The 24,828-nt window shown below is 72.4% G+C and carries 22 protein-coding genes and 1 pseudogene; 10 read left to right on the top strand and 13 right to left on the bottom strand.

The genetic code is table 11. The features are described 5' to 3' along the window. Positions 1-2 precede the first annotated feature (2 nt). The 3 genes from ACWZEH_RS32995 (at position 3) to ACWZEH_RS32985 (ending at position 2,211) form a co-directional block, all read left to right on the top strand. Complete coding sequence (locus ACWZEH_RS32995) at positions 3-659, top strand: nucleoside/nucleotide kinase family protein (protein WP_456194721.1); 657 nt, start codon at positions 3-5, stop codon at positions 657-659. Positions 660-702: 43 nt separating this feature from the next. Then, a complete protein-coding gene (locus tag ACWZEH_RS32990; protein ID WP_456194720.1) occupies positions 703-1,620 on the top strand; it encodes a MurR/RpiR family transcriptional regulator in 918 nt (305 codons plus the stop codon). A 216-nt stretch (positions 1,621-1,836) separates the two neighbouring features. Further along, positions 1,837-2,211, top strand: coding sequence for a hypothetical protein (locus ACWZEH_RS32985; RefSeq protein ID WP_456194719.1), 375 nt, complete (start codon positions 1,837-1,839; stop codon positions 2,209-2,211). A 26-nt stretch (positions 2,212-2,237) separates the two neighbouring features. On the opposite strand, the gene ACWZEH_RS32980 is transcribed toward ACWZEH_RS32985, so the two are convergent. Together ACWZEH_RS32980 and ACWZEH_RS32975 are read right to left on the bottom strand one after the other, a co-directional pair. Further along, positions 2,238-3,008, bottom strand: a complete 771-nt coding sequence (locus ACWZEH_RS32980; RefSeq protein ID WP_456194718.1) for a peptidoglycan-binding domain-containing protein — start codon at positions 3,006-3,008, stop codon at positions 2,238-2,240. Between the two features lie 73 nt (positions 3,009-3,081). After that, positions 3,082-3,921 (bottom strand): ATP-grasp domain-containing protein, encoded by an 840-nt coding sequence (locus tag ACWZEH_RS32975; RefSeq protein ID WP_456194717.1) that lies wholly within the window; start codon positions 3,919-3,921, stop codon positions 3,082-3,084. 228 nt (positions 3,922-4,149) lie between these two features. On the opposite strand from ACWZEH_RS32975, the gene ACWZEH_RS32970 reads away from it, so the two are divergent. Continuing rightward, on the top strand, positions 4,150-4,566 hold the full coding sequence (locus ACWZEH_RS32970) for a Zn-ribbon domain-containing OB-fold protein (protein ID WP_456194716.1): 417 nt from the start codon (positions 4,150-4,152) through the stop codon (positions 4,564-4,566). A 33-nt stretch (positions 4,567-4,599) separates the two neighbouring features. Here ACWZEH_RS32970 and ACWZEH_RS32965 read toward each other — a convergent pair whose 3' ends face one another. Further along, on the bottom strand, positions 4,600-4,986 hold the full coding sequence (locus ACWZEH_RS32965) for a PPOX class F420-dependent oxidoreductase (RefSeq protein WP_456194715.1): 387 nt from the start codon (positions 4,984-4,986) through the stop codon (positions 4,600-4,602). Positions 4,987-5,169: 183 nt separating this feature from the next. On the opposite strand from ACWZEH_RS32965, the gene ACWZEH_RS32960 reads away from it, so the two are divergent. Next, a complete protein-coding gene (locus ACWZEH_RS32960) occupies positions 5,170-6,531 on the top strand; it encodes a S1 family peptidase (RefSeq protein ID WP_456194714.1) in 1,362 nt (453 codons plus the stop codon). 160 nt (positions 6,532-6,691) lie between these two features. Here the strand turns inward: ACWZEH_RS32960 and ACWZEH_RS32955 are convergent, their stop codons facing one another. Then, a complete protein-coding gene (locus ACWZEH_RS32955; protein ID WP_042170465.1) occupies positions 6,692-6,877 on the bottom strand; it encodes a hypothetical protein in 186 nt (61 codons plus the stop codon). Between the two features lie 259 nt (positions 6,878-7,136). Between ACWZEH_RS32955 and ACWZEH_RS32950 the strand changes: the two are divergent. Continuing rightward, positions 7,137-7,838 (top strand): annotated as a pseudogene (locus tag ACWZEH_RS32950) (Gfo/Idh/MocA family protein). Here the strand turns inward: ACWZEH_RS32950 and ACWZEH_RS32945 are convergent. From ACWZEH_RS32945 to ACWZEH_RS32935, 3 genes are all read right to left on the bottom strand, one after another. Then, the gene (locus ACWZEH_RS32945; protein WP_456194713.1) at positions 7,822-8,784 is read right to left on the bottom strand and encodes an SDR family oxidoreductase; all 963 of its coding nucleotides are present in this window, start codon (positions 8,782-8,784) and stop codon (positions 7,822-7,824) included. The pseudogene ACWZEH_RS32950 and the gene ACWZEH_RS32945 sit on opposite strands and share 17 nt — an antisense overlap. Before the next feature lie 148 nt (positions 8,785-8,932). Beyond that, positions 8,933-9,562: an MBL fold metallo-hydrolase gene (locus ACWZEH_RS32940; protein ID WP_456194712.1), complete on the bottom strand. Its 630-nt coding sequence runs from the start codon at positions 9,560-9,562 to the stop codon at positions 8,933-8,935. Then, on the bottom strand, positions 9,562-10,647 hold the full coding sequence (locus tag ACWZEH_RS32935; RefSeq protein ID WP_456194711.1) for an S-(hydroxymethyl)mycothiol dehydrogenase: 1,086 nt from the start codon (positions 10,645-10,647) through the stop codon (positions 9,562-9,564). Before ACWZEH_RS32935 ends, ACWZEH_RS32940 begins: the two co-directional genes overlap by 1 nt. A 235-nt stretch (positions 10,648-10,882) precedes the next feature. On the opposite strand from ACWZEH_RS32935, the gene ACWZEH_RS32930 reads away from it, so the two are divergent. The 4 genes from ACWZEH_RS32930 (at position 10,883) to rfbC (ending at position 16,506) form a co-directional block, all read left to right on the top strand. Then, a complete protein-coding gene (locus tag ACWZEH_RS32930; RefSeq protein WP_456194710.1) occupies positions 10,883-12,625 on the top strand; it encodes an ABC transporter ATP-binding protein in 1,743 nt (580 codons plus the stop codon). 177 nt (positions 12,626-12,802) lie between these two features. After that, positions 12,803-13,168, top strand: coding sequence for a nuclear transport factor 2 family protein (locus ACWZEH_RS32925; protein ID WP_456194709.1), 366 nt, complete (start codon positions 12,803-12,805; stop codon positions 13,166-13,168). A 788-nt stretch (positions 13,169-13,956) separates the two neighbouring features. Then, positions 13,957-15,894 carry a glycosyltransferase family 2 protein gene (locus ACWZEH_RS32920; protein WP_456194708.1) on the top strand — a complete coding sequence of 646 codons (1,938 nt, stop codon included), beginning with the start codon at positions 13,957-13,959 and terminating at the stop codon, positions 15,892-15,894. A gap of 3 nt (positions 15,895-15,897) precedes the next feature. Next, positions 15,898-16,506: a dTDP-4-dehydrorhamnose 3,5-epimerase gene (gene rfbC, locus ACWZEH_RS32915; RefSeq protein WP_456194707.1), complete on the top strand. Its 609-nt coding sequence runs from the start codon at positions 15,898-15,900 to the stop codon at positions 16,504-16,506. Here the strand turns inward: rfbC and ACWZEH_RS32910 are convergent. From ACWZEH_RS32910 to ACWZEH_RS32885, 6 genes are all read right to left on the bottom strand, one after another. Continuing rightward, positions 16,496-17,299, bottom strand: coding sequence for a class I SAM-dependent methyltransferase (locus ACWZEH_RS32910; protein ID WP_456194706.1), 804 nt, complete (start codon positions 17,297-17,299; stop codon positions 16,496-16,498). The two genes, rfbC and ACWZEH_RS32910, sit on opposite strands and share 11 nt — an antisense overlap. Next, positions 17,286-18,173 carry a dTDP-4-dehydrorhamnose reductase gene (rfbD, locus tag ACWZEH_RS32905; RefSeq protein WP_456194705.1) on the bottom strand — a complete coding sequence of 296 codons (888 nt, stop codon included), beginning with the start codon at positions 18,171-18,173 and terminating at the stop codon, positions 17,286-17,288. The genes ACWZEH_RS32910 and rfbD overlap by 14 nt, the downstream gene beginning before the upstream one ends. Beyond that, positions 18,170-19,159: a dTDP-glucose 4,6-dehydratase gene (gene rfbB, locus ACWZEH_RS32900; RefSeq protein WP_456194704.1), complete on the bottom strand. Its 990-nt coding sequence runs from the start codon at positions 19,157-19,159 to the stop codon at positions 18,170-18,172. Before rfbB ends, rfbD begins: the two co-directional genes overlap by 4 nt. Continuing rightward, complete coding sequence (locus tag ACWZEH_RS32895; protein WP_456194703.1) at positions 19,156-20,223, bottom strand: glucose-1-phosphate thymidylyltransferase; 1,068 nt, start codon at positions 20,221-20,223, stop codon at positions 19,156-19,158. The genes rfbB and ACWZEH_RS32895 overlap by 4 nt, the downstream gene beginning before the upstream one ends. A 362-nt stretch (positions 20,224-20,585) precedes the next feature. Then, a complete protein-coding gene (locus ACWZEH_RS32890) occupies positions 20,586-23,039 on the bottom strand; it encodes a SpoIIE family protein phosphatase (protein ID WP_456194702.1) in 2,454 nt (817 codons plus the stop codon). Between the two features lie 252 nt (positions 23,040-23,291). Further along, positions 23,292-24,587 carry a S1 family peptidase gene (locus tag ACWZEH_RS32885; RefSeq protein ID WP_456194701.1) on the bottom strand — a complete coding sequence of 432 codons (1,296 nt, stop codon included), beginning with the start codon at positions 24,585-24,587 and terminating at the stop codon, positions 23,292-23,294. Positions 24,588-24,828: the final 241 nt, after the last annotated feature.

The following is a 24,828-nucleotide window of genomic DNA, read 5'->3' as shown; positions in this document are numbered from 1 at the left end:
GTATGGCGCCGACCTTCGACGATCTCCTCCACCGGGCCCGGGCCCTCGGCCGGGACGGCCGGCGCGCGGTACTCGGCATCGCGGGCAGCCCCGGGTCCGGGAAGTCCACGCTCGCCGGGGAGTTGGTGCGGGCGCTGAACGGCGCCGGGGAGCCGTGGGTCGCGCACGTCCCGATGGACGGCTTCCATCTCGCCGACGTCGAACTGGACCGGCTCGGCCGCCGGGACCGCAAGGGTGCCCCGGACACCTTCGACGCGGCCGGGTACGCGGCCCTGCTGCGGCGGCTGCGCGAGGAGACGTACGGGGAGGTCGTGTACGCACCCGGTTTCGAACGGGGGCTGGAGCAGCCGCTCGCGGGGGCCGTCGCGGTACCGCCGGCGGCCCGGCTGGTGGTGACGGAGGGGAACTATCTGCTGCTGGACACCGGTGCGTGGGCGCGGGTGCGGGCGCGGCTCGACGAGGTGTGGTTCTGCGAGTTGGACGAAGAGGAGCGGGTCCGGCGGCTGGTGGCCCGGCACGTGGAGTTCGGCAAGCCCCGGGAGGAGGCGGTGGCCTGGGTCGCGCGCTCGGACGGGCCCAACGCCGAGCTGGTGGCGCGGACCCGGCATCGCGCGGACCTCGTGGTTCCGGCGTCGGCGGTGCCGTGTGCGCGCCGGTGACGGGCTGGATTGAACCGTCGTGGGAGACGAAGGAGGCACCCCGGTGCCATCGCCGCAGCAGGCACGCGCACAGGCATCCGCGATCACCTCGGGGAAGGCGGGCCAGGACACGGAGGTGTCCCCGACCTCCCAGCTCCGCACGCTGTTCGACCGGCCCCGGCTCTCCCCCGGGCAGCGGCGCATCGCCCAGTATCTGATCGAGCACCTCACGGAGGCCGCGTTCCTGTCGATCACGGACCTCGCCGAGCGCGTCGGGGTGAGCCAGCCCTCGGTGACCCGGTTCGCCTCGGTGGTCGGCTTCAGCGGCTACCCCGCACTGCGGGAGAAGCTCCAGGCGATCGCGCTCGGCACGCTCCCCGGCGGGCCCGCGGAGGAGAACCGGGGCAACGAGCTGCAGGCGGCGGTGGACGCCGAGATCGAGAACCTGGAGAACCTGCGGCGGGACTTCGCCGACCCCGACCGGGTCATCGGGATCGGCCGCATGCTGGCGGCGTCCGTGCCGCTGACCGTTCTCGGGCTGCGCATCTCCGGGTCCCTCGCCGAGCACTTCGGCTACGCCGCCCGCCGCATCCACCCGGACGTCCGTCTGGTGACCCGGGGCGGCAGCGTCGCCTACGACGCACTGCTGCAGTCACGGGAGGCCGGTGGCTCGTGGGTGCTGGCGTTCTCCATGCCGCGGCACGCCCAGGAGACCCTGACGGCGGTGCGGGTCGCCCGGGGCGCCGGGCTGAAGGTCGCGCTGATCACCGATCTGGCGCTGGGCCCCCTCGCTGACGAGGCCGACGCCACCTTCGCGACCGGCACCGGGTCACGTCTGGTGTTCGACTCGTACGCCGCTGCGGGCGTGATGTGCGCGGCGCTGCTCCAGGCCATGACGGACGCGGACCCGGAGCGGACGCAGGCACGGCTCGACGAGTACGAGCAGGTCGCCGACCAGCACCAGTTCTTCCTCCGGGACTGACGGCGCCGTCGGGCGGACCTTCCGCTTCAAAGCGCGCATGAATGTTTTCATACGCCTTGAAAACCGGATGGCATATATAAATACTGCTGGCGGATCACGACATGTCCTGCGCGAACGCCCAAGGCCGTCGGACCGTCCCCCGGACCGGGGCCGCCGCACCGGACCCGGGCAGCCCCACCCGTCGCCCACCCCAGCGACGCCGCACACCCGGAAGCGATGATCATGACCGTGACGTCCACGCGCCTCAGCCCGGACTGGCCCTGCCAGGTCAAGGCACCCGGCAGCTACGACTGGGAGCGCTCGGCGGCCAAGTGGCTGCGCGAGCTGGTACCGGCGCGCTACGCGAGCTACCCCGCGTTCATCCGGCACCCCGTCCTGCTGGCGCGGCACGCCCAGATCCAGGTCGAGCACGAGATCCGGGTGGCGCGCACCGCCCTGCAGACGGCACGGGCGGACCTGCCCCGGCTGGGCCTGCACGAAGGGGTCATCGAGCACACGATCAAGCTGTACGCGGCCGAGGTCATGCAGTTGCAGCACATCGCCCGCAGCGTGCGCGCGGTCACCCGGGCACTGGCGGAATCGGGCCGCTGACCGGGGCGGGGCACGCCGGCCGGGCGTCATCCCGTACGGGACTCCAGCGCGCGGCGGGTGTCGTCGCCGTAGACGCCGGTCTCGTCTCCCTGGACGCCGTACCAGAGCTGGAACCGGGCGACGGCCGCCGACAGGGTGGCGTCGTAACGGCCGCTGGCGGCGCCGTCGCGGTAGACGTCCGGAATGCGCAGGAGCCGTTCCTGGAGTTCGGTCACCTCGGGGCCCGAGTCGCCCTCGCTGAGGAATCCGGGGGCGGCCGGAACCCGCACGGGCGGCGTGGTGGGCACGGTCGCGGGCGGGCTCGCGGAGGGGCGGGGCCCGGGCGTGGCCCGGCCGTCGGAGTTCTGCCCCAGGAGCAGGACCGCTCCGCCGAAGCCGAGTACCGCCGCCGCGGCCACGGCGATCGCCACGGCGGCCCGCCGCGTCGCGGGGCTGTGCGTGGAGGCGTGCGGTGGCCGGCCGGGCGCGGTGCCGTCGCGCGAGGGGCCGCGGGGCGAACGGCGCCGGGGGGCCATGCGGCCGGATGCGGGAGCGTGGTGCGTGAAGCTCTCGTGCGCCGGACCGGGCACGGCCGTCCTCGGCCGGGCGGGCGGTTCGGGGGCGAGCGGCGGGAACTCCCGCGTCTCCTCCTGCGCACCGGTCAGGGGCAGGGGGACGGACTCGTAGCCCTCGCACTCCTCCCGTTCGAACTCCTTGAACAGTTCGGCGAGCGCGTCCGTGCGGCGGGGGCGCAGGACGCGGACGGGCTCGAGGGGCGGACCGTCGTGCGGCTGCCCGGGGTCGGACGGCGTCGGCACGCTGCTCTCCTTCCGCTGCGCACGAGGGCGGGGCCGCCCACGGGAGGAGATACGCGCCGGGGGCGGCAGAGGTTCAGCCGGCGGCACGCAGAAAACGGTGCAGGGAAGCCGTCATGGCGGACGCGAAGGACTCCCGGGACGCCGCGTCCAGGACGTCGAGGGACAGGTACGGGTTCAGGTCCTCCAGCTCGACCAGCAGCAGTTCGCCGTCCGGGGCACGGCAGGCGTCGACCCGCTGGATGCCGTGGTCGAGGGCGTTCCAGTCGACGAAGCCCCGGGCGAACTCCAGGTCGCGCGGGGTGGCTTCGTACGGCTCCAGCCGCCAGCGCCGGCCGGGGTCCGGGGCGTACAGGGCGTACTGGATGTCGTGGTCGACGAAGTAGAAGGAGACCTCGTACGCGAAGTCGACGTACGGCTGCGCCAGCACACTGCCGTCGACGAGCTCCCGCACGGCGTCCGCGGCGACGACACGCAGTCCCATCGAGTCGGCGCCGAGCCTGGGCTTGACCACGTACCGGTCCGCCAGGGGCAGCAGGTGCAGGTCCTCCGCGCGGTCGACGGTGGGGATCACCGGCCACCCGGCCGCGCTCAGCTCGAGCAGATACTGCTTGCCGGCCATGTCGCCCCGGCCGGCGAGCGGGTTGTAGACCGGTTTCCCGGTCTCCGCGGCCCGCTCGCGGAAGGCGTCGTAGGCGTCCGGGTACGTCATGACCGGGCCGCTGTTGCGGACGACCACGGCGTCGAAGCCGTCCATCAGCGCGGTGGCGTCCCTCGGATGACAGAGCACCAGGTCGAAGTCGGCGCGCAGCCGGGAGGCGAGCCGGACGTCCTCGTCGCCGTAGCGGCGCCCGCGGGCCGGATACGTCGGATCGGTGACGTACAGGAGGCGGGGGCGGGGGCGGGCGGGCGCCATAGGGGGCTCCTCGGGGGGACGACAGCGACCTGATCATATGAATGATCCATAGGCGTCGAAACGGCACAGGAACGCGGGCGACACAACCGAGGGGTACTGAGTGCCTTTACGGGTGGCACTGAGTGCCATACCCTGTCGCTGTGCACGGTGGCACAAGACACGCCGGGCACATGCGTGCCGGGGCACCGCGCACGCGGGACGGCGGCCGAGTGCAGGGAGTTGACCAGCGTGTACCACCACTCAGGAAGCGTGGCTCAGCAGGCAGCCGGCGCCACGACGGGTCTGCTCGAGCCCCAGGGCAAGAACAACGCGGAGGCCTTGGCCTTCCAGCGGTGCACCTGGTGCGGCACCGCGATGTACCACCGGCTGCTGTGCCCCGTCTGCCAGGGCAGCGACCTGCGTACGGAGCGCAGCGCGGGCGTCGGCACGGTCCGCCACTCCACGACACTGCACCGCAACACGCCGGCTGCGCGGAACGTGTCCCTGATCGAGATGGCCGAGGGCTTCGTCGTCCGCGGCAGGGTCATGGGTCCGCCGATCGGCATCCACAGCGGGGACCGGGTGCGGCTGTCCACGGCCAAGGACCCGGTGCGCGGCGAGCCGGTCTTCCAGCTCGTCGACGAGCCCTACCGCGCCTGGACCTGACCGTCCGCCCGGCACTCTCCGGGCGGCAGGAGTTCAGTCGGCGAGTGTGACGCGGATGCCGACGGTGCCGTCCCGGCCCCGGCGCAGTCGGCTGCCGAGCAGCGTCAGCCGACCCGACAGGCCGTACTTGCGGGCGATCAGCTCGCGGTAGCGGACGGTGGTGGCCGCATCGCAGATCACCGCGGTGGCCGGGACCTGGTCACCGCTCGGACGGCCGCGCACGTCACAGGGGCCGACCAGGACATCGGCGCGAGCCCGGATCCGCTTCACCTTCCAGGAGTCGGCGGCGGTCCAGACCCCGAGCGCGTCCCCGTCCCGCACCACCCACACCGGGGTGGCCACCGGCGTGCCGTTCCGCCGGTGGCTGGTGACCAGCAGATACTTTCCCGCTCCCAGCCGTTCGAGCCACGTGTTGTCCATACCCGGCAGTCTAGGCCGGTCATCGTCTCCCGCGGCCGGTGCGCGGGCCGGTCGAGACCTCCCGGCACCGGATCGCTCCAGCGATGAACACGACGGGGCCCGCGTCCGTATGGACTGAGGGCACTCGACTCAGGGGAGGCCCCGCGGTGTTCGCACCGCGCTGCTCTGGTTCGGGAGTCATCCATGAGGCACGCACGACGACGGGTCGTCCGGCGAGTGACACGGCTGGCGGCCGTCGGCGGACTCCTCCTCGGAGCGACGATGGTGACCCGCGCCGTCGCGAGCGAACCCCCGGCGCCGGACCCGGTTCCGTACGCCGCGTCCGAGGAGGACACCGGCCCCGGCTCCGCACTCGTGTCGCGGCTCGGCTCCTCCCGCACGGCGGGCAGCTGGCTCGGCGAGGACGGGCGGACGGTCGTCGCGGTCACCGACGAGAAGGCCGCGGCCGAGGTGCGGGAGGCCGGCGCGGACCCGAGGATGGTGCGCCACAGCATGCGCGACCTGAAGTCGGCCACTCGGACGCTGGGTTCGGCGCCGCGCGTGCCGGGGACGGCCTGGGCCATGGACTACCGGTCGAACGAGGTGGTGGTACGCGGCGACAGCACGGTGTCCGCGGACGACTGGTCCGATCTGACCCAAGTGGCGGAAGGAGCCGGTGGTTTCGTCCGCATGGAACGCACCGGGGGCGCCTTCACCACGCGGATCAACGGGGCGGAGCCCATCCTGTCGACCGCCGGGCGCTGTTCCGCGGGCTTCAACGTGACCGACGGCAAGCGTGAGTTCATCCTCACGGCCGGACACTGCGGGCCGGACGGGTCGGTCTGGTTCGCCGACGACGGAGGCAGGAAGAAGGTCGGCACCACGATCGGCGGCAGCTTCCCCGGCGACGACTACTCCCTGATCGAGTACGACGGAGGCCGGGCCGGCGAGGGCGCCGGTGTCGTCTCGGTCGGCAACGGCCAGGGCGTACGGATCACGGGTGTCGGCGACCCCACCGTCGGCCAGCGGGTGTTCCGCAGTGGCAGCACCAGCGGGCTGCGCGACGGGGAGGTGACGGCGCTCAACGCGACGGTGAACTACCCGGAGGGCACGGTCAGCGGCCTCATCGAGACCAATGTGTGTGCCGAACCCGGTGACAGCGGCGGCCCGATGTTCTCCGAGGGCATCGCTCTCGGTGTGACGTCGGGCGGCAGCGGCGACTGCCGGCAGGCGAGCGGTACCACGTTCTTCCAGCCGGTCACGAAGGCACTGGCGCAGCTGAAGGTGGACCTCCTCGTGGCCCCGACGGGCGGGGGCGACGCCGGCACGGCCGCCCCCGCTCCGTCCGCGGAGGGCGCGGCTGCCCCGGACGCCGCGTCACCGGGTTCGTCGGCGGCGGGGATCAGCGCGTCGACACTGCTGTCCCGCCTGGCCGACCCGCGGAACGTGGGGCCCGGGATGCTGGTCATCGGGGGCAGCCTGATGGCCCTGGTGGCGACCCGCTGGATCCGGTCGGAGCAGGACCGCAAGGCGTACCAGCGGCACTACTCGGCGACATGGGGCTGAGCCGGATGCCGGCCTGGGCACCGGTGAGGAGGCTCACACGTGACCCGGGCGGCTCCGACCACGAGGAGGACGGATGCGCCCCGGCCAAGGCCGGGGCGGGCGGCAGGGCAGACGGAAGGAGGACCGACGAGGGCGAAAGGCGGCAAAGCCCTGCGGCGCCTCAGGCCGCCTCGGCCCGCTCGGGAAGGGCCGCGGCCCACTCCTGGACGAGTCGCTGGTACTCCGCGCGCTGCTCGCCGCTCAGTGTCCCGCCCGACCGCAGCCACAGGGCCCGGATCTCCTCGTTGACCTCGGCAGCCGATCGCTCGGGTGACGGTTCAAGAGTGGTGGACATGCTGTGAAGCATAGGGCCACCGGCGTGAAAGCCGCGTGAGTATTCACGAGCCAATCGGACATAACAGACAGTGTCGCTGATCACGTCCATCTACCATGGAACGTGGGCGAGTTCACATCCCAAGATCCCGTCCGCAGCCGTTTTTGCCCTCCCCGGCCTTTTCGGCACCGCCTTCACATTCAAGGGGCCCACGGGCAGGCGCACGACGACGAACCCGACCGGACCAGCGGCCGGATCGAACCGGTCGCCTCCCGGTGCAGGGCACGCGTTCATGACGTTCTCGCTCGGCAGCGTCGGCGCCGGCCAGGTCTCCGGCCGGTTCGCCGCCCTGTTCCAGGCGCACCCCGGCGTCGGCGACATCCACGTCACCGGCCTGTTGCCGAAACGGGCCCGGCAGCTCGCCGCCGCGCACGGACTGGACGGCGCCTTCCCGTCGTGCGGGGCCGTGCCGGAGTCGGCGAGGGTGGACGCGGTCGCCGTCCTCACCCGGCGCTGGACCCACGGCCCTCCGGTGCTCCAGGGCTGAACGCGGGCAAGCACGTGTACTCGGCGGTCCCCATGGCGATCCGCACGGAGGAGATCGCGGCGATCATCCACGCGGTCGTGGCGACCGGTCTGACGTACATGACGGGCGAGACCAGTCAGTACCACCCGGCCACGGTCCACGCCCGCAACCGGATCGCCGAAGACGCCTTCGGGCGGCTCCCGGTTCCCCCGCGATTTCGACCTGCCGCCCAACGGTCACGAGGGCAGCCACCACTGTCTCGCGGACGACTTCGTGACCGCCGCGGGCACCCGCACCCTGCCCTCGGTGAACGCCTGGGTGGCCGCCCGTTGCACCCTGCCCGGCACCGTCGCCCACCAGTCGGCGCCGCAGGGCGGCACCAGGCTGGAGATCCCGGACTTCGGGGACGCGCCGCAGGTGTGGCCGCGGCAACGGGGAGGAGGGCGGACCGTCAGCGGTAGCCCGTGACGTCCGCCGGCTTGCCCGGGTCCTGGACCTCGACAAGGTAGCGCCAGGCGTCCGGGCGGCTGCCGTCGAGGTCGGTGAAGCCGTACTCGCGGGCGAGGCCGCCGCTGGAGAGGGAGGCGCCGTTGAAACGGGACACCCGTGGGTCGGCGGCGAGCGCGGCGACGGCCCGGCCCACGTAGCGCGGGGTCTCCGAGATGGCGAAGTGGGGGACGCGGGCCAGGGCGTCCCTCCAGTTGTCCTCCCCCACCCCGAACTCGTCGAGCATGATCTCCGAGCGGAGCCAGCCAGGGGTGAGCGCGAGGGCCGTGGCACCGCGCGGGCCGAGTTCGTGGCCGAGGGCGAAGGCCATGCGCAGGACGGACGCCTTGGCGAGGTCGTAGAAGAAGGAGACGCGGTAGGTGTCGCGGTTGTAGTCCGCGGTGCCGTCGGTGACCTCGACGACCAGGCCGCCGGGGTGGCGCAGCAGCAGGGGCAGGGCGTGGTGGCTGGTGACGGCGTGGGTGTCCACCGCGAGCCGGAGCAGACGCAGCCCCTTGTCGAGGTCGTGCTCCCAGACGGGGACGTCCCATTCGAAGAGCTTCTCACCGCCCCAGATGTCGTTGACGAGGACGTCGAGGCGGCCCTGCTCGCCGGCGATGCGGTCGACGAGGGCCTTGACCTGGGCGGGGTCCAGGTGGTCGGTGGGGACGGCGATGCCCCGGCCTCCGGCCTCGGTGACCAGGTCGGCGGTGTCCTCGATGGTCTCCGGGCGGCCGTACTCGGAGCGCTCGGCGCGGGTGCTGCGTCCGGTGACGTAGACGGTGGCGCCCGCCGCGCCCAGTTCGACGGCGATGCCCCGTCCGGCTCCCCGGGTCGCTCCCGCGACCAGTGCGACCTTGTGCTGCGACGACCTGTCGTTGTTCGACGAGCCGTTGCTGTTCGACGACCCTGTGGTCGGCTCCGGCATGGTCCGGCCTCCCGTCACGTGCGACAGCGATCTGCTGTCGTTACGAGCGTGACGGGTAAGCCGGACATCCTCTGTCGCCTTTTCCCAGGAGTCGCCCGGTCGGACATGGCCGGGGTGGAGTCACCGGAGCAAAGTCACCGAAGCGGCCTCAGTGGCCGCGGGCGATCCACTCCTCGAGGTGCGGGGCCTCCGCGCCGATGGTGGTCGGGTCGCCGTGACCGGTGCGGACCGTCGTCCGGGGCGGGAGAGTGAGCAGCCGGTCCCGGATCGAGTCGATGATCGTCGGGAAGTGGGAGAACGAACGGCCGGTGGCACCGGGACCGCCCTGGAACAGGGTGTCGCCGGTGAACACGGTGGCGAGCCCGGGGTCGTACAGGCAGACCGCGCCGGGCGCGTGCCCCGGCGTGTGCAGCACGGTGAGGTCGGCGCCGGCCGCCTCGATCACCTGGCCGTCGACCAGCCAGGCGTCGGGGTCGCGGTCCGGGTGGGTCTGCCTCCACAGCGGCAGGTCCTCGTGGTGGAGCCAGATGGTGGCCCCGGTGCGCTCGGCCAGGGCGGGTGCGGCGTCGATGTGGTCGTTGTGGGCGTGGGTGCACACGATCGCCTTCAGACGGCGGTCACCCACGGCCTCGGCGATGGCGTCGGCGTCGTGGGCGGCGTCGATGACGATCGCCTCGTGGTCGTCGCCGACGATCCACACGTTGTTGTCGACGTCCCAGGTGCCGCCGTCCAGGCTGAACTGCCCCGAGGTGACCAGGTGTTCGATGCGGGTGGTCATCACAGCACCACCACCGAGCGCAGCACGTCGCCGCGGTGCATCCGTTCGAAGGCTTTCTCGATCTCGTCGAGCCGGATCGTCTCGGTGACGAACGCCCCCAGGTCCAGGCGCCCTTGCTGGTGCAGGTCGATCAGCATGGGGAAGTCGCGCGAGGGCAGGCAGTCGCCGTACCAGGACGACTTCAGGGAGCCGCCGCGGCCGAACACGTCGGCGAGCGGCAGTTCGAGCTTCATCTCCGGGGTGGGCACGCCGACCAGGACGACGGTACCGGCCAGGTCACGGGCGTAGAAGGCCTGTTCGTACGTCTCGGGGCGGCCCACGGCCTCGATGACGACGTCGGCGCCGAAGCCGCCGGTGAGTTCACGGATCGTCTCGACCGGATCGGCCGTACGGGAGTTGACGGTGTGGGTGGCGCCCATGGAGCGGGCTGTCTCCAGCTTGCGGTCGTCGATGTCGACGGCGATGATCCGCGCCGCTCCGGCGAGCCGGGCGCCGGCGATGGCCGCGTCGCCGACTCCACCGCAGCCGATGACGGCGACGGAGTCGCCCCGGCCGACGTTGCCGGTGTTGATCGCGGCGCCGATGCCGGCCATCACGCCGCAGCCGAGCAGCCCGGCGACCTGCGGGGAGACTGCGGGGTCGACCTTGGTGCACTGCCCGGCGGCGACGAGCGTCTTCTCGGCGAAGGCTCCGATGCCGAGCGCCGGGGAGAGTTCGGTGCCGTCGGTGAGGGTCATCCTCTGCTTCGCGTTGTGCGTGTCGAAGCAGTACCAGGGGCGTCCCCGCAGACAGGCGCGGCATGTGCCGCACACCGCGCGCCAGTTGAGGACGACGAAGTCACCGGGGGCGACGTCGGTGACGTCGTCGCCCACCGACTCCACGACGCCCGCGGCCTCGTGGCCGAGCAGGAAGGGGAAGTCGTCGTTGATGCCACCCTGCTTGTAATGCAGGTCGGTGTGGCACACCCCGCAGGCCTGGATACGGACGACCGCCTCGCCCGGTCCCGGGTCGGGTACCACGATCGTCTCGATGCGTACCGGCTCGTCCTTGCCCGGTGCGATCACGCCGCGTACTTCCTGCGCCATGGTGCTGGCTCCTTCGTCTCCCGGTGGTACGTCCTGCCGACCCTACGCGACCTGCCCCTGACCCGGCCGGTCGGCTTCACAGCAGGTCGTGGCGTCCGTACCGGTGTTCCGCGCCCGTGTTCCGTGCCGGGCTGACGGGCGCGCCCCGGCGTGTCCCGGGGCCACCGCGGCGACGTAGCCTGAACTCTCCGTCCGACGTCCAGGGAGCGACGTGACCAGCGCAGCGCCGAAGTTAGTGCACAAGTCCGGTCCGCCCGCCTGGCGGACACTCCTCGGCTACGTACGGCCGCACCGGTGGGCCCTGCTGGGCGGCGCCTCGCTGTCCCTGCTGACGGGCGCGACCGGCCTGATGCTGCCGCTGGTCGCCCGGGACCTGATCGACGACCTGTCGGACGACCGGGCCATCACCGGCGCCCTGGTGCTGATGTCCGCCCTCGTCGTCGCCAACGCCGCGCTGGGCGCGCTGGGTTCGTACGTTCTGCGGCGTACCGCCGAATCGGTGGTGCTGGGGGCACGGCGCTCGCTGTCGTCGTATCTGCTGCGGCTGCGGATCACGGCCGTGGACCGCAGTGAGCCCGGCGACCTGATGGCCCGCATCACCTCCGACACCACGCTGCTGCGGGAGGTCACCACGGACTCGCTGGTGGGCCTCGGTACGGGCGGTCTGACGCTGGTCGCGACCGTCGCGCTGATGGGCTTCGTCGACCCGGTGCTGCTGGGGGTCACCCTGACCGTGATCGTGGGTGCGGGGACGGTCCTCGCGCTCATCGTGCCGCACATCAGCCGGGCCAGCCGGCAGGCGCAGGACGCGGTCGGCGTGATGGGGGCGTCCCTGGAACGGGTGCTCGGCGCGCTGCGCACGGTGAAGGCGTCCGGTGCCGAGCCGCGGGAGGAGCGTGCGCTGCACGAGGCGGCCGAGGAGTCGTGGCGGCAGAGCGTGCGCGCCGCCAAGTGGTCGGCGGCGGCGGGCAACACGGCGGGGCTCGCGATGCAGGTCGCCTTCATCACGGTGCTCGCGGTGGGCGGGGCGCGGGTGGCGACGGGCGCCATCGACATCGGCACGCTGGTGGCGTTCCTGCTGTTCGTCTTCTACCTCATGATGCCGATCCAGAGTGTCGTCGGCGCGATCACGCAGTACCAGACGGGCAGCGCCGCCCTGGCCCGTATCCAGGAGGCGCTGCGGCTGCCCGCCGAGCCGGTCACGGGCCCCGCGCCCCTGCCCACACCCGGTGCCGCGCCCGCCGCGCTCGCCTTCGACGACGTGCGCTTCCGCTACGCGGACGATCTGCCGTACGTGCACCACGGGGTGTCGTTCACCGTGCCCGCGCAGGGCATGACCGCGTTCGTCGGCCCGTCCGGCGCGGGCAAGACCACCGTCTTCTCGCTCATCGAGCGCTTCTACGACCCGGACTCCGGAGCGATCACCCTCGACGGGCAGGACCTGGCCGACTGGGAGCTGTCGCGGCTGCGGTCCTCGATCGGCTACGTGGAGCAGGACGCGCCCGTCCTGTCGGGTTCCCTGCGCGACAACCTCCTGCTCGGGAACCGGGAGGCGGACGACGACGCGGTGGCGCGGGTGGTGAAGACGACCCGGCTCGACGGTCTCGTGGCCAGGCTTCCGGACGGGCTCGACACACTGGTGGGGCATCGCGGTACCAAGCTCTCCGGCGGAGAGCGCCAGCGGGTCGCCATAGCCCGCGCGCTGCTGCGCAGTCCCCGGCTGCTGCTGCTCGACGAGGCCACGTCGCAGCTCGACGCGGTGAACGAGGCGGCGCTGCGCGACACCGTCGCCGACGTGGCCCGGACGACGACGGTGCTGGTGGTCGCGCACCGGCTGTCGACGGTGACGATGGCCGACCGGATCGTGGTGATGGACGCGGGCCGGGTCCGCGCGGTCGGCACGCACCGGGAACTGGTGACCACCGACCCGCTGTACGCGGAGCTGGCGGCGACGCAGTTCCTGGCGACGAGCGGGTGATCCCTCGCGGCCGGTCCGCCCCTGACCCGGGCGGACGGCTCCGCCCGGGTCAGGGAACGGGCGGGCCGGGGAGTGCGCGGGCCGGGCTTGCCGTACTCACCGGGCGGGGGGAGGCTCGTAGGTGAGGCCCGGCGTGGCCCGCTCCGGACCGGGCCGAGGCCCTCGAAGGAGGTCATCATGACAACCTCGGCAGAATCCCGCTTCGGTACCGACACACTGCGCCGGGGTCTCGAGGCCCCGACGTCCGCGCCCCTGACGGCGCTCTACGCGGACGACGCCGAGCTGCGCATCGTGGACCGCAACACCCAGCCCAGCCACCCCATGGTCCTGCACGGCCGGGACGAGATCGCCGCCATGCTCGACGACGTCTACAGCCGTGACATGACGCACCAGCTGGAACGGTGCGTCGTCCAGGACGAGCAGGCCGCCTTCAGCGAGACCTGCGTCTACCCGGACGGGGTGCGGGTGTACTCGGAGTCGATGGTCTCGCTGCGCGACGGCAGGATCACCGAGCAGACGATGATCCAGGCCTGGGACGAGTGACCGGTCCGGTCCGTTCCGGCCTGGCGCGGCGCAAGGCGTGAGAGAGCACAGGACGCGGTCGGGCACCCGCGCTCCGGTCGTGGAGCACGGGTGCCGGCACGGCGGACGGCGGCCGTGAACGCGCCGGACCTCAGCGGTGGACCGACGCCCGACAGGCCCGTGCGCACCACTCGCCGTCCTACCGCACCGGTCATGGAATGACCCGCGTCACCCCCAAGGCCCGCCGACGCTCCGTATCCGACCGCGCGGTCTCCAAAGAGCACACGCCCCGTATCTCGGTGGAGGTGGACGGCCGGACAAGCCCCTCGACCTGCTGCGCACCGACGGTCTGCGGTCGCCGAGCGGGCCGCCGCGGTACTCGCGGGCACGACCGCGGCGGGCCTGCTGGTGGCGCGGATCCGCAGGCGGCGCCGGACCTGACACCGGGATTGACAAATGGGCACAAAAGACGCGTGTGAACCGTGCCGGCCGGGGTAGTCGGCCTCATGACACCTCCGATCGCGGAAGGAGGTCCGTGAAGAGCGCATCTGTTCATAGCGTCCGGGCCGCTTCCACCGACACGAAGCGGTCCGGCCCTCCACATGTTGGCGCACCGGCCCTTCAGACGTCTGATCAGCCCTCAAGTACCCCTCGCCGCAAGCGGATCACCCCTTCGAGCGAGGGATGATCACGGCACGGTCTCGACGGCGTTTGGGAGGCGGGACCGGGGTGGCCGCGGGGTTACGATCGGGCAACGCCTACCAAGCCGCCCGTTCGACGGCAAGCGACCCGAAGGGCCACAAATCCAGATGCCGGTCAAGGTCAGCGTCATCGTCCCCGTGTACAACCCGGGGATCTACATCGAGGACTGCATCTCCTCGCTGCGACGGCAGTCCCTGCCTCCCGAAGAGTACGAGGCGATCTTCGTCGACGACGGTTCCACCGACGGGACTCCCGCACTGCTCGACCGGCTGGCCGCCGAGGACCCGCGGATGCGGGTGATCCACCAGGAGAACTCCGGCTGGTCCGGCAAACCGCGCAACGTCGGGATCGCCGCCGCCCGCGGCGAGTTCGTGATGTTCGTCGACAACGACGACTACCTGGGCGACGAGGCCCTGGAGCGGATGTACGCGTACGGCGTGGCCAACGGCGCGGATGTCGTCGTCGGCAAGATGGCCGGCAAGAACCGCGGTGTGCCGGTGGAGTTGTTCCGCCGCAACCATCCGCGGGCCACGGTGGAGAACGCGCCGCTGATCGACAGCCTCACCCCGCACAAGATGTTCCGCCGGGCGTTCCTCGACGGGATCGGGCTGCGTTTCCCGGAGGGGAGGCGGCGGCTGGAGGACCACGTCTTCGTCACCGAGGCGTATCTGCGGGCGACCAGTGTCTCCGTGCTCAGCGACTACGTCTGCTACTACCACATCCGGCGTGACGACGCCTCCAACGCCGGTTTCCAGCGGTTCGATCCGGTGGGCTACTTCACCAACCTCCGCGAGGCGCTCGACGTGGTCGAGCGGTACACCGAGCCCGGCCCGGTGCGTGACCGGCTGTTCCGCAGGTGGCTGCGGGTGGAGATGGTGGAACGGCTGCGCGCCCGGCGGCTGCTGGGGCTGCCGGACGACTACCGCCAGGAGCTGTTCGGCGAGATCCACAAGGTGGTCGTCGAGCGGTTCGGGCCCGCTGTCGCGGCCGGGCTGCAGCCGACGCAGCAGGTCGTCGCCTCACTGACGGCGGCGGACCGGTACGACGACGTGGTGGCCTTCGCCGAGTGGGAGGCCGGCATCGCGGCGACGGCGACGCCGGCCGGCGTGGAGTGGGAGGGCGGTTCGCTGCGTCTCGGTTTCACCGCCGAGTACGCCTCCGCGGGCACGCCGATGACCTTCCCCGCCGATGCCGTCCGTGCCCCGCTGGCCGACCCCCCGAAGAACGTGGAGGAGGCGGTGGCGTGGGTCGGCGCCGAGACCACGGCCCGCTTCACCGAGGCGACCGCCGATCTGCTGCTGCGTGAGCGCTCCAGCTCCGCCCAGTACTTCCAGCCCGTGGAGTTCACCCGGGAGACGGTTGTGGTGGACGGCGGGGAGCAGGTGCGGCTGGTGCTGCGGGCGACGGCCTCGGTCGACCCCGGCGTGCTGCCGGGTGACGGGGTCTGGGACGCCGTCGTGCGGGTCAAGCTCGGTGGCTGGACCAAGGAGTGCCGTCTCGGCCCGGCCCCGCGCGCCACCCGCCCGGAGCCGCACGCGGGCGTCGCCGCCGGCCGGGCGGTCCTGCCGTACTGGACGGAGCCGCACGGCAACCTCTCCCTGGACGTCGCGGTGAAGGGCAGGCGGCTCGGCCTCGGCCAGGTGCGGCGGCCTGACGTCACGGTCTCCGGGGCCCGGCTGCGCGTCCGGCTTCCGCTGCACGCGGCGGACGGCACGCCGGTGCGACTGCGGTTCACCTCCGCGGGCCGGACCCTGCACGCGCCGGGCGCGCTCACCGCCGAGCCACAGCGGCCGGGGGCGCGGCTGGAGGCGACGCTGCCCTCGGGACTCCCCCGCGGTGTCTGGCGAGTGGCGCTCGGCCTGGACCCGGACGCCGCCGAACCGCTTTTCTCCGGGTTGCCGTTCGCGCTCCGCGCCGGCCGTGGCGGGGTGCTGGTGGCGCGGGTTCCGCGCCCCGGTACCGGACAGAAACTGCTGCGCAGGGCACGGCGGGTGCTCGGTGCCGCCCGTACGAGGGTGGCGCCGCTGATCAAGGGGAGGCGGTGACCGGTGCGCGCACTGGCCCTGGAGGGTGCCTGGGTACTGGAGCCCAAGGTGTTCCCGGACGACCGGGGCAGTTTCCACGAGTGGTTTCGCGGTGAGGAGTTCCGTGAGGCCACGGGCTACGACCTGTCGCTCGCGCAGGCCAACTGCTCGGTGTCGCGCCGCGGGGTACTGCGCGGGGTGCACTTCGCGGCCGTGCCGCCCGGCCAGGCCAAGTATGTGACCTGTGTGCGCGGCGCGGTGCTCGACGTGGTGGTGGACCTGCGGGTGGGGTCACCGGCGTACGGGAGCTGGGAGGCCGTCCGGCTGGACGACGACAGCCGGCACGCGGTGTTCATCGCCGAGGGGCTGGGGCACGCCTTCATGGCGCTCACCGACGACGCGACGGTGGTGTACCTGTGCTCGACGGGCTACGCGCCGGGCCGCGAGCACGGGGTGCACCCGCTCGACCCGGCCCTGGGCATCGGGTGGCCGCAGGGCATCGACCCGGTGCTGTCGCCGAAGGACGAGCAGGCGCCGACGCTGGCCGAGGCGGAGCGCCTCGGCCGGCTGCCGTCGTACGAGGCCTGCCGCGCACGCTCGAAGGAGCTGCGCGGCAGAGGGCTCAGCGGCTGACGCCGACCTGGTCGAGCGCGCGGCGCAGGGGCTCCCAGCCCAGGCGCCGCGGCAGGCCGCGGTTGCGGGCCTGGGTGAGCGGGCGCCAGAAGCCGGCCTCGATCAGTGACTCGGGCGGCACCGCGCCGGCCCGCTCCAGGATCGTCTCGGGCACCTTCTGCGGGTCGGGCACCTTGTACTCGGCCATGATCTCGTCGTACTTGTCGTGCAGCACGGTGTTGTCCGGATCGGCGCCGAAGATCACCAGCTGGCCGGTGGGCTGGGTGTCGACGAGAATCGTCGCCAGGTCGGGGCGGTGGCGCGCCAGCACCTCGGTGATCTTGTAGACGTCGCCGGTCCAGGCCGCGGTGTGGCGGTCCCGGGCCGCCTCGTCGATGTTGCGCGGCAGCATGTCGTCGAGGACGATCACGCTGGACCAGTCGGAGTGCTTCTCGACGTTCATGAAGTCGCGCAGGGCGTACTCGAACAGGTGCATGCCGTCGATGAAGGACAGGTCGAGTGTGGTGCGCCGCCAGTGCCCGACGGGGCTGCGGCCCCGACGGAGGTTGCGCAGCGGGTGCCGGCCGCCCTTGAGGTGGGCCAGCGGGTTGTCGCGGGCGAAGAAGTCGTCGCTGGTGGCCTTGACCAGGTGGACGTCGCACTTCAGTTCCGAGACGACCTTGAAGGCGGGGTCGACCGCGATGCTGGGGACGCGTGACAGGCGCAGGCTGCGGCCGTCGTTGACGCCGATCTCCAGGTAGTTGCGGTTCGCGCTGGCCTTGTGCAGTGCGCGCAGGAACTCATGGCGTTTCACGAAGGGGACTCTCCTTGCGGATCCGGGGCAGTGCTTCGTGCAGGGCGACGCGCCAGTCACGCAGTGCCGGCAGGCCGATGTCCTGCCAGCGGTCGTGCGCGAGGACGCTGTACGCGGGGCGCGGTGCGGGCCGGGGGAAGGCCGCCGAGGTGGTGGGCCGTACCCGGTCGGGGTCGGCTCCGATCAGCTGGAACACCTCCCGGGCCAGGTCGTACCAGGTGGCCTCGCCGGAGTTGGTGGCGTGCAGGACGCCGTGCACGTCGTCGCCGAGACGGGGGCCGAGGTCGGCCATGCGTACGGCGACGTCCGCGCTCCAGGTGGGCTGCCCGCGCTGGTCGTCGACGACGTCGACGGTGGGGCGGCGGGCCTCGAGACCGATCATCGTCCGCACGAAGCTGGTGCCGTGGACCCCGTACAGCCAGGCGGTGCGCACGACGGCGCTCGCGCCGGGCAGCTCCTCCAGCACAGCCCGCTCTCCGGCCAGCTTGGAGCGGCCGTAGGCGGTGCGCGGGGCGGTCGGGTGGTCCTCGGGGTAGGGGGTGGTGCGGGCGCCGCCGGAGAAGACGTAGTCGGTGGAGACGTGGATCAGCCGGGCGTCGTGCGCGGCGCAGGCGCGGGCGAGCAGGCGGGGTCCGTCGCCGTTGATCCGGGTGGCTTGTTCCTCGTCGGTCTCGGCGTCGTCGACGGCGGTGTACGCGGCGCAGTTGACCACGATGCCGGGGTGGTGCTCGGACAGGGCGTGCTCGAGTGCCTCGGCCCTGGTGATGTCGAGGGCGGCCCGGTCGAGGCCGGTCACCTGTTCGCCGCGCCGGGTCAGTTCGTCGACGGTGTCCCGGCCGAGCATTCCGCCCGCGCCGGTGACCAGCCATTTCATGGCTTTCCTCCGGTGACGCGCTGCTTGAGCGGCTCCCACCAGGCCCGGTGGTCGCGGTACCACGCGACGGTCTCGGCGAGGCCTGCGGTGAAGTCGTGGCGGGGGCGGTAGCCGAGTTCGTCCCGGGCCTTGGTCCAGTCGACGGAGTAACGCAGATCGTGGCCCTTGCGGTCCTCGACGTGCTCGACCCGGTCCCAGCCGGCGCCACAGGCTTCGAGCAGGAGGCCGGTGAGGTCCTTGTTGGTGAGTTCGGTGCCGCCGCCGATGTTGTAGACCTCGCCGGCCCGGCCCCTGGTCCGCACGAGGTCGATGCCCGCGCAGTGGTCGTCGACGTACAGCCAGTCACGGACGTTGAGGCCGTCGCCGTAGAGCGGGACCTTCGCACCGTCGAGGAGGTTGGTGACGAAGAGCGGGATGACCTTCTCGGGGAACTGGTGCGGGCCGTAGTTGTTGGAGCAGCGGGTGACGCGGACGTCCAGGCCGTGGGTGCGGTGGTAGGCGAGGGCGAGCAGGTCGGAGGAGGCCTTGGAGGCGGAGTACGGGGAGCTGGGTTCGAGCGGGTACGTCTCGGTCGCCGAGCCCGATGCGATCGACCCGTACACCTCGTCGGTGGAGACGTGCACGAAGGTGTCCACACCGTGGCGCAGGGCGGCGTCGAGGAGGATCTGGGTGCCGAGCACATTGGTGAGGACGAAGTCGGAGGCGGTGAGGATGGAGCGGTCGACGTGCGACTCGGCGGCGAAGTGGACCACCTGGTCCGCCTCGGCGGTGAGTTTGCCGACGAGGTCTGCGTCGCGGATGTCTCCGTGGACGAACTCGAGGCGGGGGTGGTCGGGTTCGAGGTTGTCGAGGGTGCCGGCGTAGGTGAGCGCGTCCAGCACGGTGATCCTCGGCGCGTCGGCGGCGTCGGGCGCGTCGGCGGCGAGCAGCCTGCGGACGTAGCGGGAGCCGATGAAGCCGGCGGCTCCGGTGACGAGGAGGTTCATGAGTGGATCTGCACCTTGCTGTGGTCTCCGAGGACGAATCGGTGGGCGCTGGGAACGCTGGGGGCCGGGGTCACCTCGACATGGCGGCCGATCAGTGAGGACTCGATGCGGCGGACGCCGTCGATCGAGGAGTCCCGCAGCACGATGGAGAACTCGAGCTCGCTGTCGGTGATCCGGCAGTTCTCCGCGACGGAGGTGAACGGTCCGACGTAGGAGTCGCTGACGACCGTGCCGGAGGCGATGACGGCGGGGCCGACGACGCGCGAGTTGGTGATCCGGGCCCCTTCCTCCACGACCACCCGGCCGATGGTCTCGGAGGCGTCGTCCACCTCACCGTCGATCCGGCGCTCGACGCCCTCGAGAACGGACCGGTTGACCTCCAGCATGTCGACGACGTTGCCCGTGTCCTTCCAGTAGCCGTGGATGACCGTGCAGCGCACGGCGGCGCGGGAGTCGATCAGGTGCTGGATGGCGTGGGTGATCTCGAGTTCGCCGCGCCAGGAGGGCTTGACGGCGCGCACCGCGTCGTGGATGGCGGGGGAGAACAGGTAGACGCCGACGAGGGCGAGGTCGCTCTTGGGACGCTCGGGTTTCTCCTCGAGCCCGATCACCTTTCCGTCCGCGTCGAGTTCGGCGACGCCGAAGGAGCGGGGGTCGGCGACCTGGGTGAGCAGGATCTGGGCGTCGGGCCGGTGCCGGCGGAACTCGTCGACGAGTCCGGTGATGCCGCCGACGATGAAGTTGTCGCCGAGGTACATCACGAAGTCGTCGTCGCCGAGCCAGTCGCGGGCGATCAGCACCGCGTGGGCCAGTCCCAGAGGGCGTTCCTGGGGGATGTAGGTGATGCGCAGGCCGAACTTCGATCCGTCGCCCACCGCGTTCTCGATCTCCTCGGCCGTGTCGCCGACGATCATTCCGACGTCGGTGATGCCGGCGTCCGCGATCGATTCCAGCCCGTAGAAGAGGACGGGCTTGTTGGCCACGGGGACCAACTGCTTCGCCGAGGTGTGGGTGATCGGCCTCAGCCGGGTGCCGGCGCCGCCGGACAGCACGAGAGCCTTCATCTGCCTCACCATAGTGGTGCGCGGCGCACGGAACATCACTTGTTCTAACGCTTCATCACGAAATTCCAACGAGACCCGTCCAACCACCGCGTTTCCGGCCGATGACCGCCGACTCGCGCCCCGCGGGAACGTTCGCCTGGCCTGTCGGGCGCGGCGGCCCCTCCCGGCCCGGTGCCTCAACGCCCGTACGCGGACGAGGGGTTCCCGCGGTGCGGTTCGGGTCGGGTCGGATCGGGTCGGGTACGGAAACCTACCGGGCCGGTGACGGCCGGCCCGGGACCGGGTCGCGACCCCGGCCACCTGTCACCCGAAGGGATGACACCGGTGCCGGGAGTGTTGTCGACGCCCGGGGCGGCGCCTGCTCACAGGTGCGCGCAGAGTTCCGCCCACACCTGCTTGCCGCCGCTGACCGGCAGGGTCCCCCAGGCCGCCGACAGGGCCTCGACCAGCAGGATGCCGCGGCCGCCGGTGGCCTCCCAGCCGATGCTGCTCGGCTTGGCGGGACTGCGGGGCGAGGTGTCGGCGACCGCGAGGCGCAGCCGGTCGCCGAGGAGGGCGAGGTCGAGGCGGACCTGCCCCTCGGTGTGCACGAGCGCGTTGGTGACCAGCTCGGAGACGACGAGCAGGGCGGCATCGAGGTCCTCGGTCACACCCCAGGAGCGTAGGGTGCGCCGGGTGAAGCGGCGGGCGTGGCCGACGGCCTGCGGCACCCGCCACACCGTCCAGGTCTCCCGCAGCGGGCGCAGGGTCATGCCCTCGTAGCGCATCAGCAGCAGGGCGACGTCGTCGCTGCGCGGGGCCTTGCCGAGCAGGCCGTCGGCGACCAGTCCCAGGTCGGCCGGGTCGGCGTCCGCCAGTCGGCGGGCGAGGTGGTCCATGCCCTCGTCGATGTCGGCCTCGACGGTCTCGACCAGGCCGTCCGTGGTGAGGACGACCACCGTGCCGGGTCCCAGCCTCAGCGGGCTCATCGGGAAGTCGGCCTGGGCCACGACGCCGAGCGGCGGACCGCCCTCCACCTCCGCGATCTCGGTGCTCCCGTCCGGGTGGCGCAGCACCGGCGGCAGGTGCCCGGCGCGTACACACCAGGCGGATCCCTGTTCCAGGTCGACGTCGACGTAGCAGCAGGTCGCGAAGAGGTCGCTCTCCATGTCCACGAGCAGCCGGTTGGCGTGCGACACCACCACGTCGGGCGTGTGCCCCTCGACGGCGTAGGCGCGCAGCGCGGTGCGCATCTGTCCCATGAGGGTGGCGGCGCCGGCGCTGTGGCCCTGGACGTCGCCGATGACCAGGGCGACGTGGTTGTCGGGCAGCGGGATCACGTCGTACCAGTCGCCGCCGAGCTCGAGGCCGGCGGTGCTGGGCAGGTAGCGGGCGACGGCGACCGCACCGGGCAGCCGGGGCAGGCGGCGCGGCAGCAGCTGGCGCTGGAGCATGCCGACCAGTTCGTGCTCGGCGTCGAAGGCGCGGGCCCGCATGAGAGCCTGTCCGGCGAGACCGGCGGCGGCGGTGAGCAGGGCGCGCTCGTCGGCACCGAAGTCGTGCGGGGCGTCCCAGCCGATGAGGCAGGCACCGGCCGTCCGGTTGCCGGCGGACAGCGGCAGCATGGCGAGACCGCCCGGTCCGACCTCGGCGAGGGAGGTCTCCAGAGCGCTGCCCGCGGGCCATATCCTGGCCCGGCCCTCGCGCAGGACGGCGGCGAGCGTGGGCATGGTGCGCACGGGCGCCTCGGGCCACTCGGTACGCCACTCGGCGCGCCACAGGTCCGGCCAGGCGTCCGCTTCCGGCGGGTCGAGGACGGTGACGACAAGCCGGTCGCTCTCCAGTTCGGCGACCGCGATCCGGTCGGCCCCAAGTGGCCCGCGCAGGGCCGCGACCACTGCCTTGCCGACATCGCGGACGGTGACCGCGGTGGCGAGTGCGCTGGCCAGGCGCTGCACCCGGGCCACGTCGGTGACGTCGGCGCGCAGGGTGGAGGCGTCGGCGACGGAGCCCACCAGGCGGGCCGGACGGCCCTCCCCGCCCGGCAGCAGCCGGCCGCGCAGTCTGAGCCACTTCGGCGGGCCGGCGGGCTGTACGACCCGGAACTCCAGTTCGCGCTCGCCGATGGTCATGTGGTCGGACTCGACGACCGACATCACGGAGGGCAGGTCCTCCGGCACGGTCAGACCCACGAGGGTCTCGACGCGTCCGTCGAAGTCGTCCGGGCCGAGGCCGAAAAGGTCCAGGATGCCGTCGCCCACCCGGACCCGCCCGGTGTCCATGGCGAGGACGAAGGCATCCGGTGCGGGGTCCCCGCCGCCGTCGGTCGCGGGCTGCCGCCCGGGAAGGGCGACCGCGTCGGCGACGAGTCCGAGGCAGACGCGGTCGTCGGTGTCGAAGCCTCCGGGGCGCTCGCTGACGGCGAGCAGGCAGCCGCCGAAGGCGTGGCGCACGGGCAGCGCGGCGAGAAAGAAGTCGCGGGCCGGGACGCGCCGTGCCTGTGCCTGGGCGGCGAGTTCCCCGGGGCCGAGCCACACCGGCCGCCCGCCGCGTACCGCGTCGGCGGCCGGGGAGTGCCCGGCGACGGAATAGCTGTCCCGCATCCCGCACAGGGTCCGCGGGATCCCGGCCGACTCCACCAGGCGCAGCTGCTCGCCGTCTCCGCTGGGCGTGTACACGGCGACGAAGGCGGCACCGGCGAAGACCAGGGCCTGTTCCAGGATCCGGTGCACCCGGTCCGGCGACTTCGGCTCGGCGGTGATCGTCGTGAGGGCACCTTCCGCACGCAGAGTTCTCGTGCTGCGTCCCGCAGCGCCCTCACCGACCACGTTGGCCATTACAGCGCTTATATGACACCTGCGCAGCCCCTGCTGCATTCCCCGCCCTTCCGGTGGGGCGCAGGGACAAAGGCAAACAGCAGGTGGCCGGGCCACGGCCCTCGGGCTGAGCCGACCTCGCACCGGCCTCGGCCCCCGGGCGGGCGGATCGCGTGCGGGTCGCCGCTGCCGGTGTGCGGCGTGCCACCGCCCCCGGTCCGCCACGGTGTGCCGTGGCGGACCGGGGCTCGGCGATTCTTCGGCGGGTGCCGGTCAGTGGGTCCCGGTCAGGCCGTCGTCGGCCGCGCCGTCCTCGGCGCCCTGGCCCGCTTCCTCGCCACCGGCCTCGCCGGCCTGGCCGCCCGCCCCGGCGGCCTCGCCGCCGACGTCACCGACGCCCTCGCCACCGACGTCTCCTTCGCCGCCTGCCTGGTCGCCGGCTCCGGCTCCGCCGTCACCGAGGGTCGCGCCGACCGCCGCCAGGGCGGTGGTGACCGGCTGGAAGAAGGTCTCGCCGCCGACCGTGCAGTCGCCGCTGCCGCCCGAGGTGAGGCCGATCGCGAGGCCGTCCTGGGTGAACATCGAGCCGCCGCTGTCGCCGGGCTCGGCGCAGACGTCGGTCTGGATGAGACCGGTGACGGTGCCCTCGGGGTAGTTCACCGTGGCGTCGAGTCCGAGGACCTGGCCGTCGGCGAGCCCCGTGGTGCTGCCCATCCGGAACACCTCCTGGCCGACGGCGGCCTCCGCGGCCTCGGTGATCTGGAGCGTCTGGCCACCCACGTCGACGTCGCTCGGCGCGTCGGTGGCCGGGTCGTCGTACCGGACGAGTGCGAAGTCGCCCTCACCGGGGAAGACCGCCTGGTCGACGGTGGCGATCGGCCGGCCGTTCTGCGCGTCGGACCACGCGTCGGCCGCGACCGCGCAGTGACCGGCGGTCAGGAAGGCGGGCGCGCCGTCGCCCGCGGTGACGTTGAAGCCGAGGGAGCAGCGTGCGCCGCCGGAGAAGATCGCGTCGCCGCCCGAGGCGAAGGTCCTGAACGTGCCCGCGGACTTCTTGATGGTCGCCATGCCGGAGCCGAGGCCCTGCACGGTGGACTCCAGTCTGTCCCAGTTCTCGCCGGTCACCGTGGAGTCGGCGGTGACCAGGATCTTGTTGGTGCGCGGGTCGACGGCCCACGAGGTGCCGGGGATGGTGGCCTCGGTCTTCAGCGTCCGCTCGCCCGCGGCCAGCTCGGTCATGCTGTTGTCGACCTCGCGGACGGTCGCGCCCGCCTTCTTCGCCTGCACGATCACGTTGTTGTCGTCGCCGGGTACGACGTTGACGACGAGCTGCTGCTTGTCGCCGTCGTAGTAGGAGCCGGCGAACGCGTCGCCGAGGAGCCCGGCGAGCTGTGAGGCGAGGTCCGAGGCGTCCGTCGCCTTGAGGGTCCTCGGCGCGGCTGCCGCGTCGTCCGACGCGCCGTCCTGCGACGCGTTGGCGCTGGGGAGCAGGATCGCTGCGGCGCCGAGCGCCACCACACCGCCCACCGCTATCGCGGCCTTGCGCTTCGGAATTCGCTTGTGACTCAAACTTCTCGACCTCCTGGGGGACCGGAGTCGTGCCGCCGTTCGACGGCTGTCGGGGCGCCTGGATGGCTGTTGGTACGCACGGGTCCGGCGGAGCGTTCAAATCCCTTTGCGGTCAGTCGGTTTGCGTCACGGAATCGGCCGTCCGGCACGCGCGCCACGGCCCCTGCCGGCCCTCGGAGGGAGCACGTACCGCAATCGCGCGCGCACGCTCCGTCTCCTTCCCTGCCCGGAATCCCGGCTT

Source organism: Streptomyces yamdrokensis, assembly GCF_053890455.1.
The sequence above is the reverse complement of the archived record's forward strand: the minus strand, read 5'-3'. Positions and strand labels throughout refer to the sequence as shown.

Excerpts from the sequence above, each read along its gene's own strand:
- ACWZEH_RS32995 (WP_456194721.1), top strand. The coding sequence starts at position 3 with ATGGCGCCGACCTTCGACGATCTCCTCCACCGGGCCCGGGCCCTCGGC.
- ACWZEH_RS32985 (WP_456194719.1), top strand. The coding sequence starts at position 1,837 with ATGATCATGACCGTGACGTCCACGCGCCTCAGCCCGGACTGGCCCTGC.
- ACWZEH_RS32975 (WP_456194717.1), bottom strand. The coding sequence starts at position 3,921 with ATGGCGCCCGCCCGCCCCCGCCCCCGCCTCCTGTACGTCACCGATCCG.
- ACWZEH_RS32965 (WP_456194715.1), bottom strand. The coding sequence starts at position 4,986 with ATGGACAACACGTGGCTCGAACGGCTGGGAGCGGGAAAGTATCTGCTG.
- ACWZEH_RS32960 (WP_456194714.1), top strand. The coding sequence starts at position 5,170 with ATGAGGCACGCACGACGACGGGTCGTCCGGCGAGTGACACGGCTGGCG.
- ACWZEH_RS32955 (WP_042170465.1), bottom strand. The coding sequence starts at position 6,877 with ATGCTTCACAGCATGTCCACCACTCTTGAACCGTCACCCGAGCGATCG.
- ACWZEH_RS32945 (WP_456194713.1), bottom strand. The coding sequence starts at position 8,784 with ATGCCGGAGCCGACCACAGGGTCGTCGAACAGCAACGGCTCGTCGAAC.
- ACWZEH_RS32940 (WP_456194712.1), bottom strand. The coding sequence starts at position 9,562 with ATGACCACCCGCATCGAACACCTGGTCACCTCGGGGCAGTTCAGCCTG.
- ACWZEH_RS32935 (WP_456194711.1), bottom strand. The coding sequence starts at position 10,647 with ATGGCGCAGGAAGTACGCGGCGTGATCGCACCGGGCAAGGACGAGCCG.
- ACWZEH_RS32925 (WP_456194709.1), top strand. The coding sequence starts at position 12,803 with ATGACAACCTCGGCAGAATCCCGCTTCGGTACCGACACACTGCGCCGG.
- ACWZEH_RS32920 (WP_456194708.1), top strand. The coding sequence starts at position 13,957 with ATGCCGGTCAAGGTCAGCGTCATCGTCCCCGTGTACAACCCGGGGATC.
- rfbD (WP_456194705.1), bottom strand. The coding sequence starts at position 18,173 with ATGAAATGGCTGGTCACCGGCGCGGGCGGAATGCTCGGCCGGGACACC.
- rfbB (WP_456194704.1), bottom strand. The coding sequence starts at position 19,159 with ATGAACCTCCTCGTCACCGGAGCCGCCGGCTTCATCGGCTCCCGCTAC.
- ACWZEH_RS32895 (WP_456194703.1), bottom strand. The coding sequence starts at position 20,223 with ATGAAGGCTCTCGTGCTGTCCGGCGGCGCCGGCACCCGGCTGAGGCCG.
- ACWZEH_RS32890 (WP_456194702.1), bottom strand. The coding sequence starts at position 23,039 with ATGGCCAACGTGGTCGGTGAGGGCGCTGCGGGACGCAGCACGAGAACT.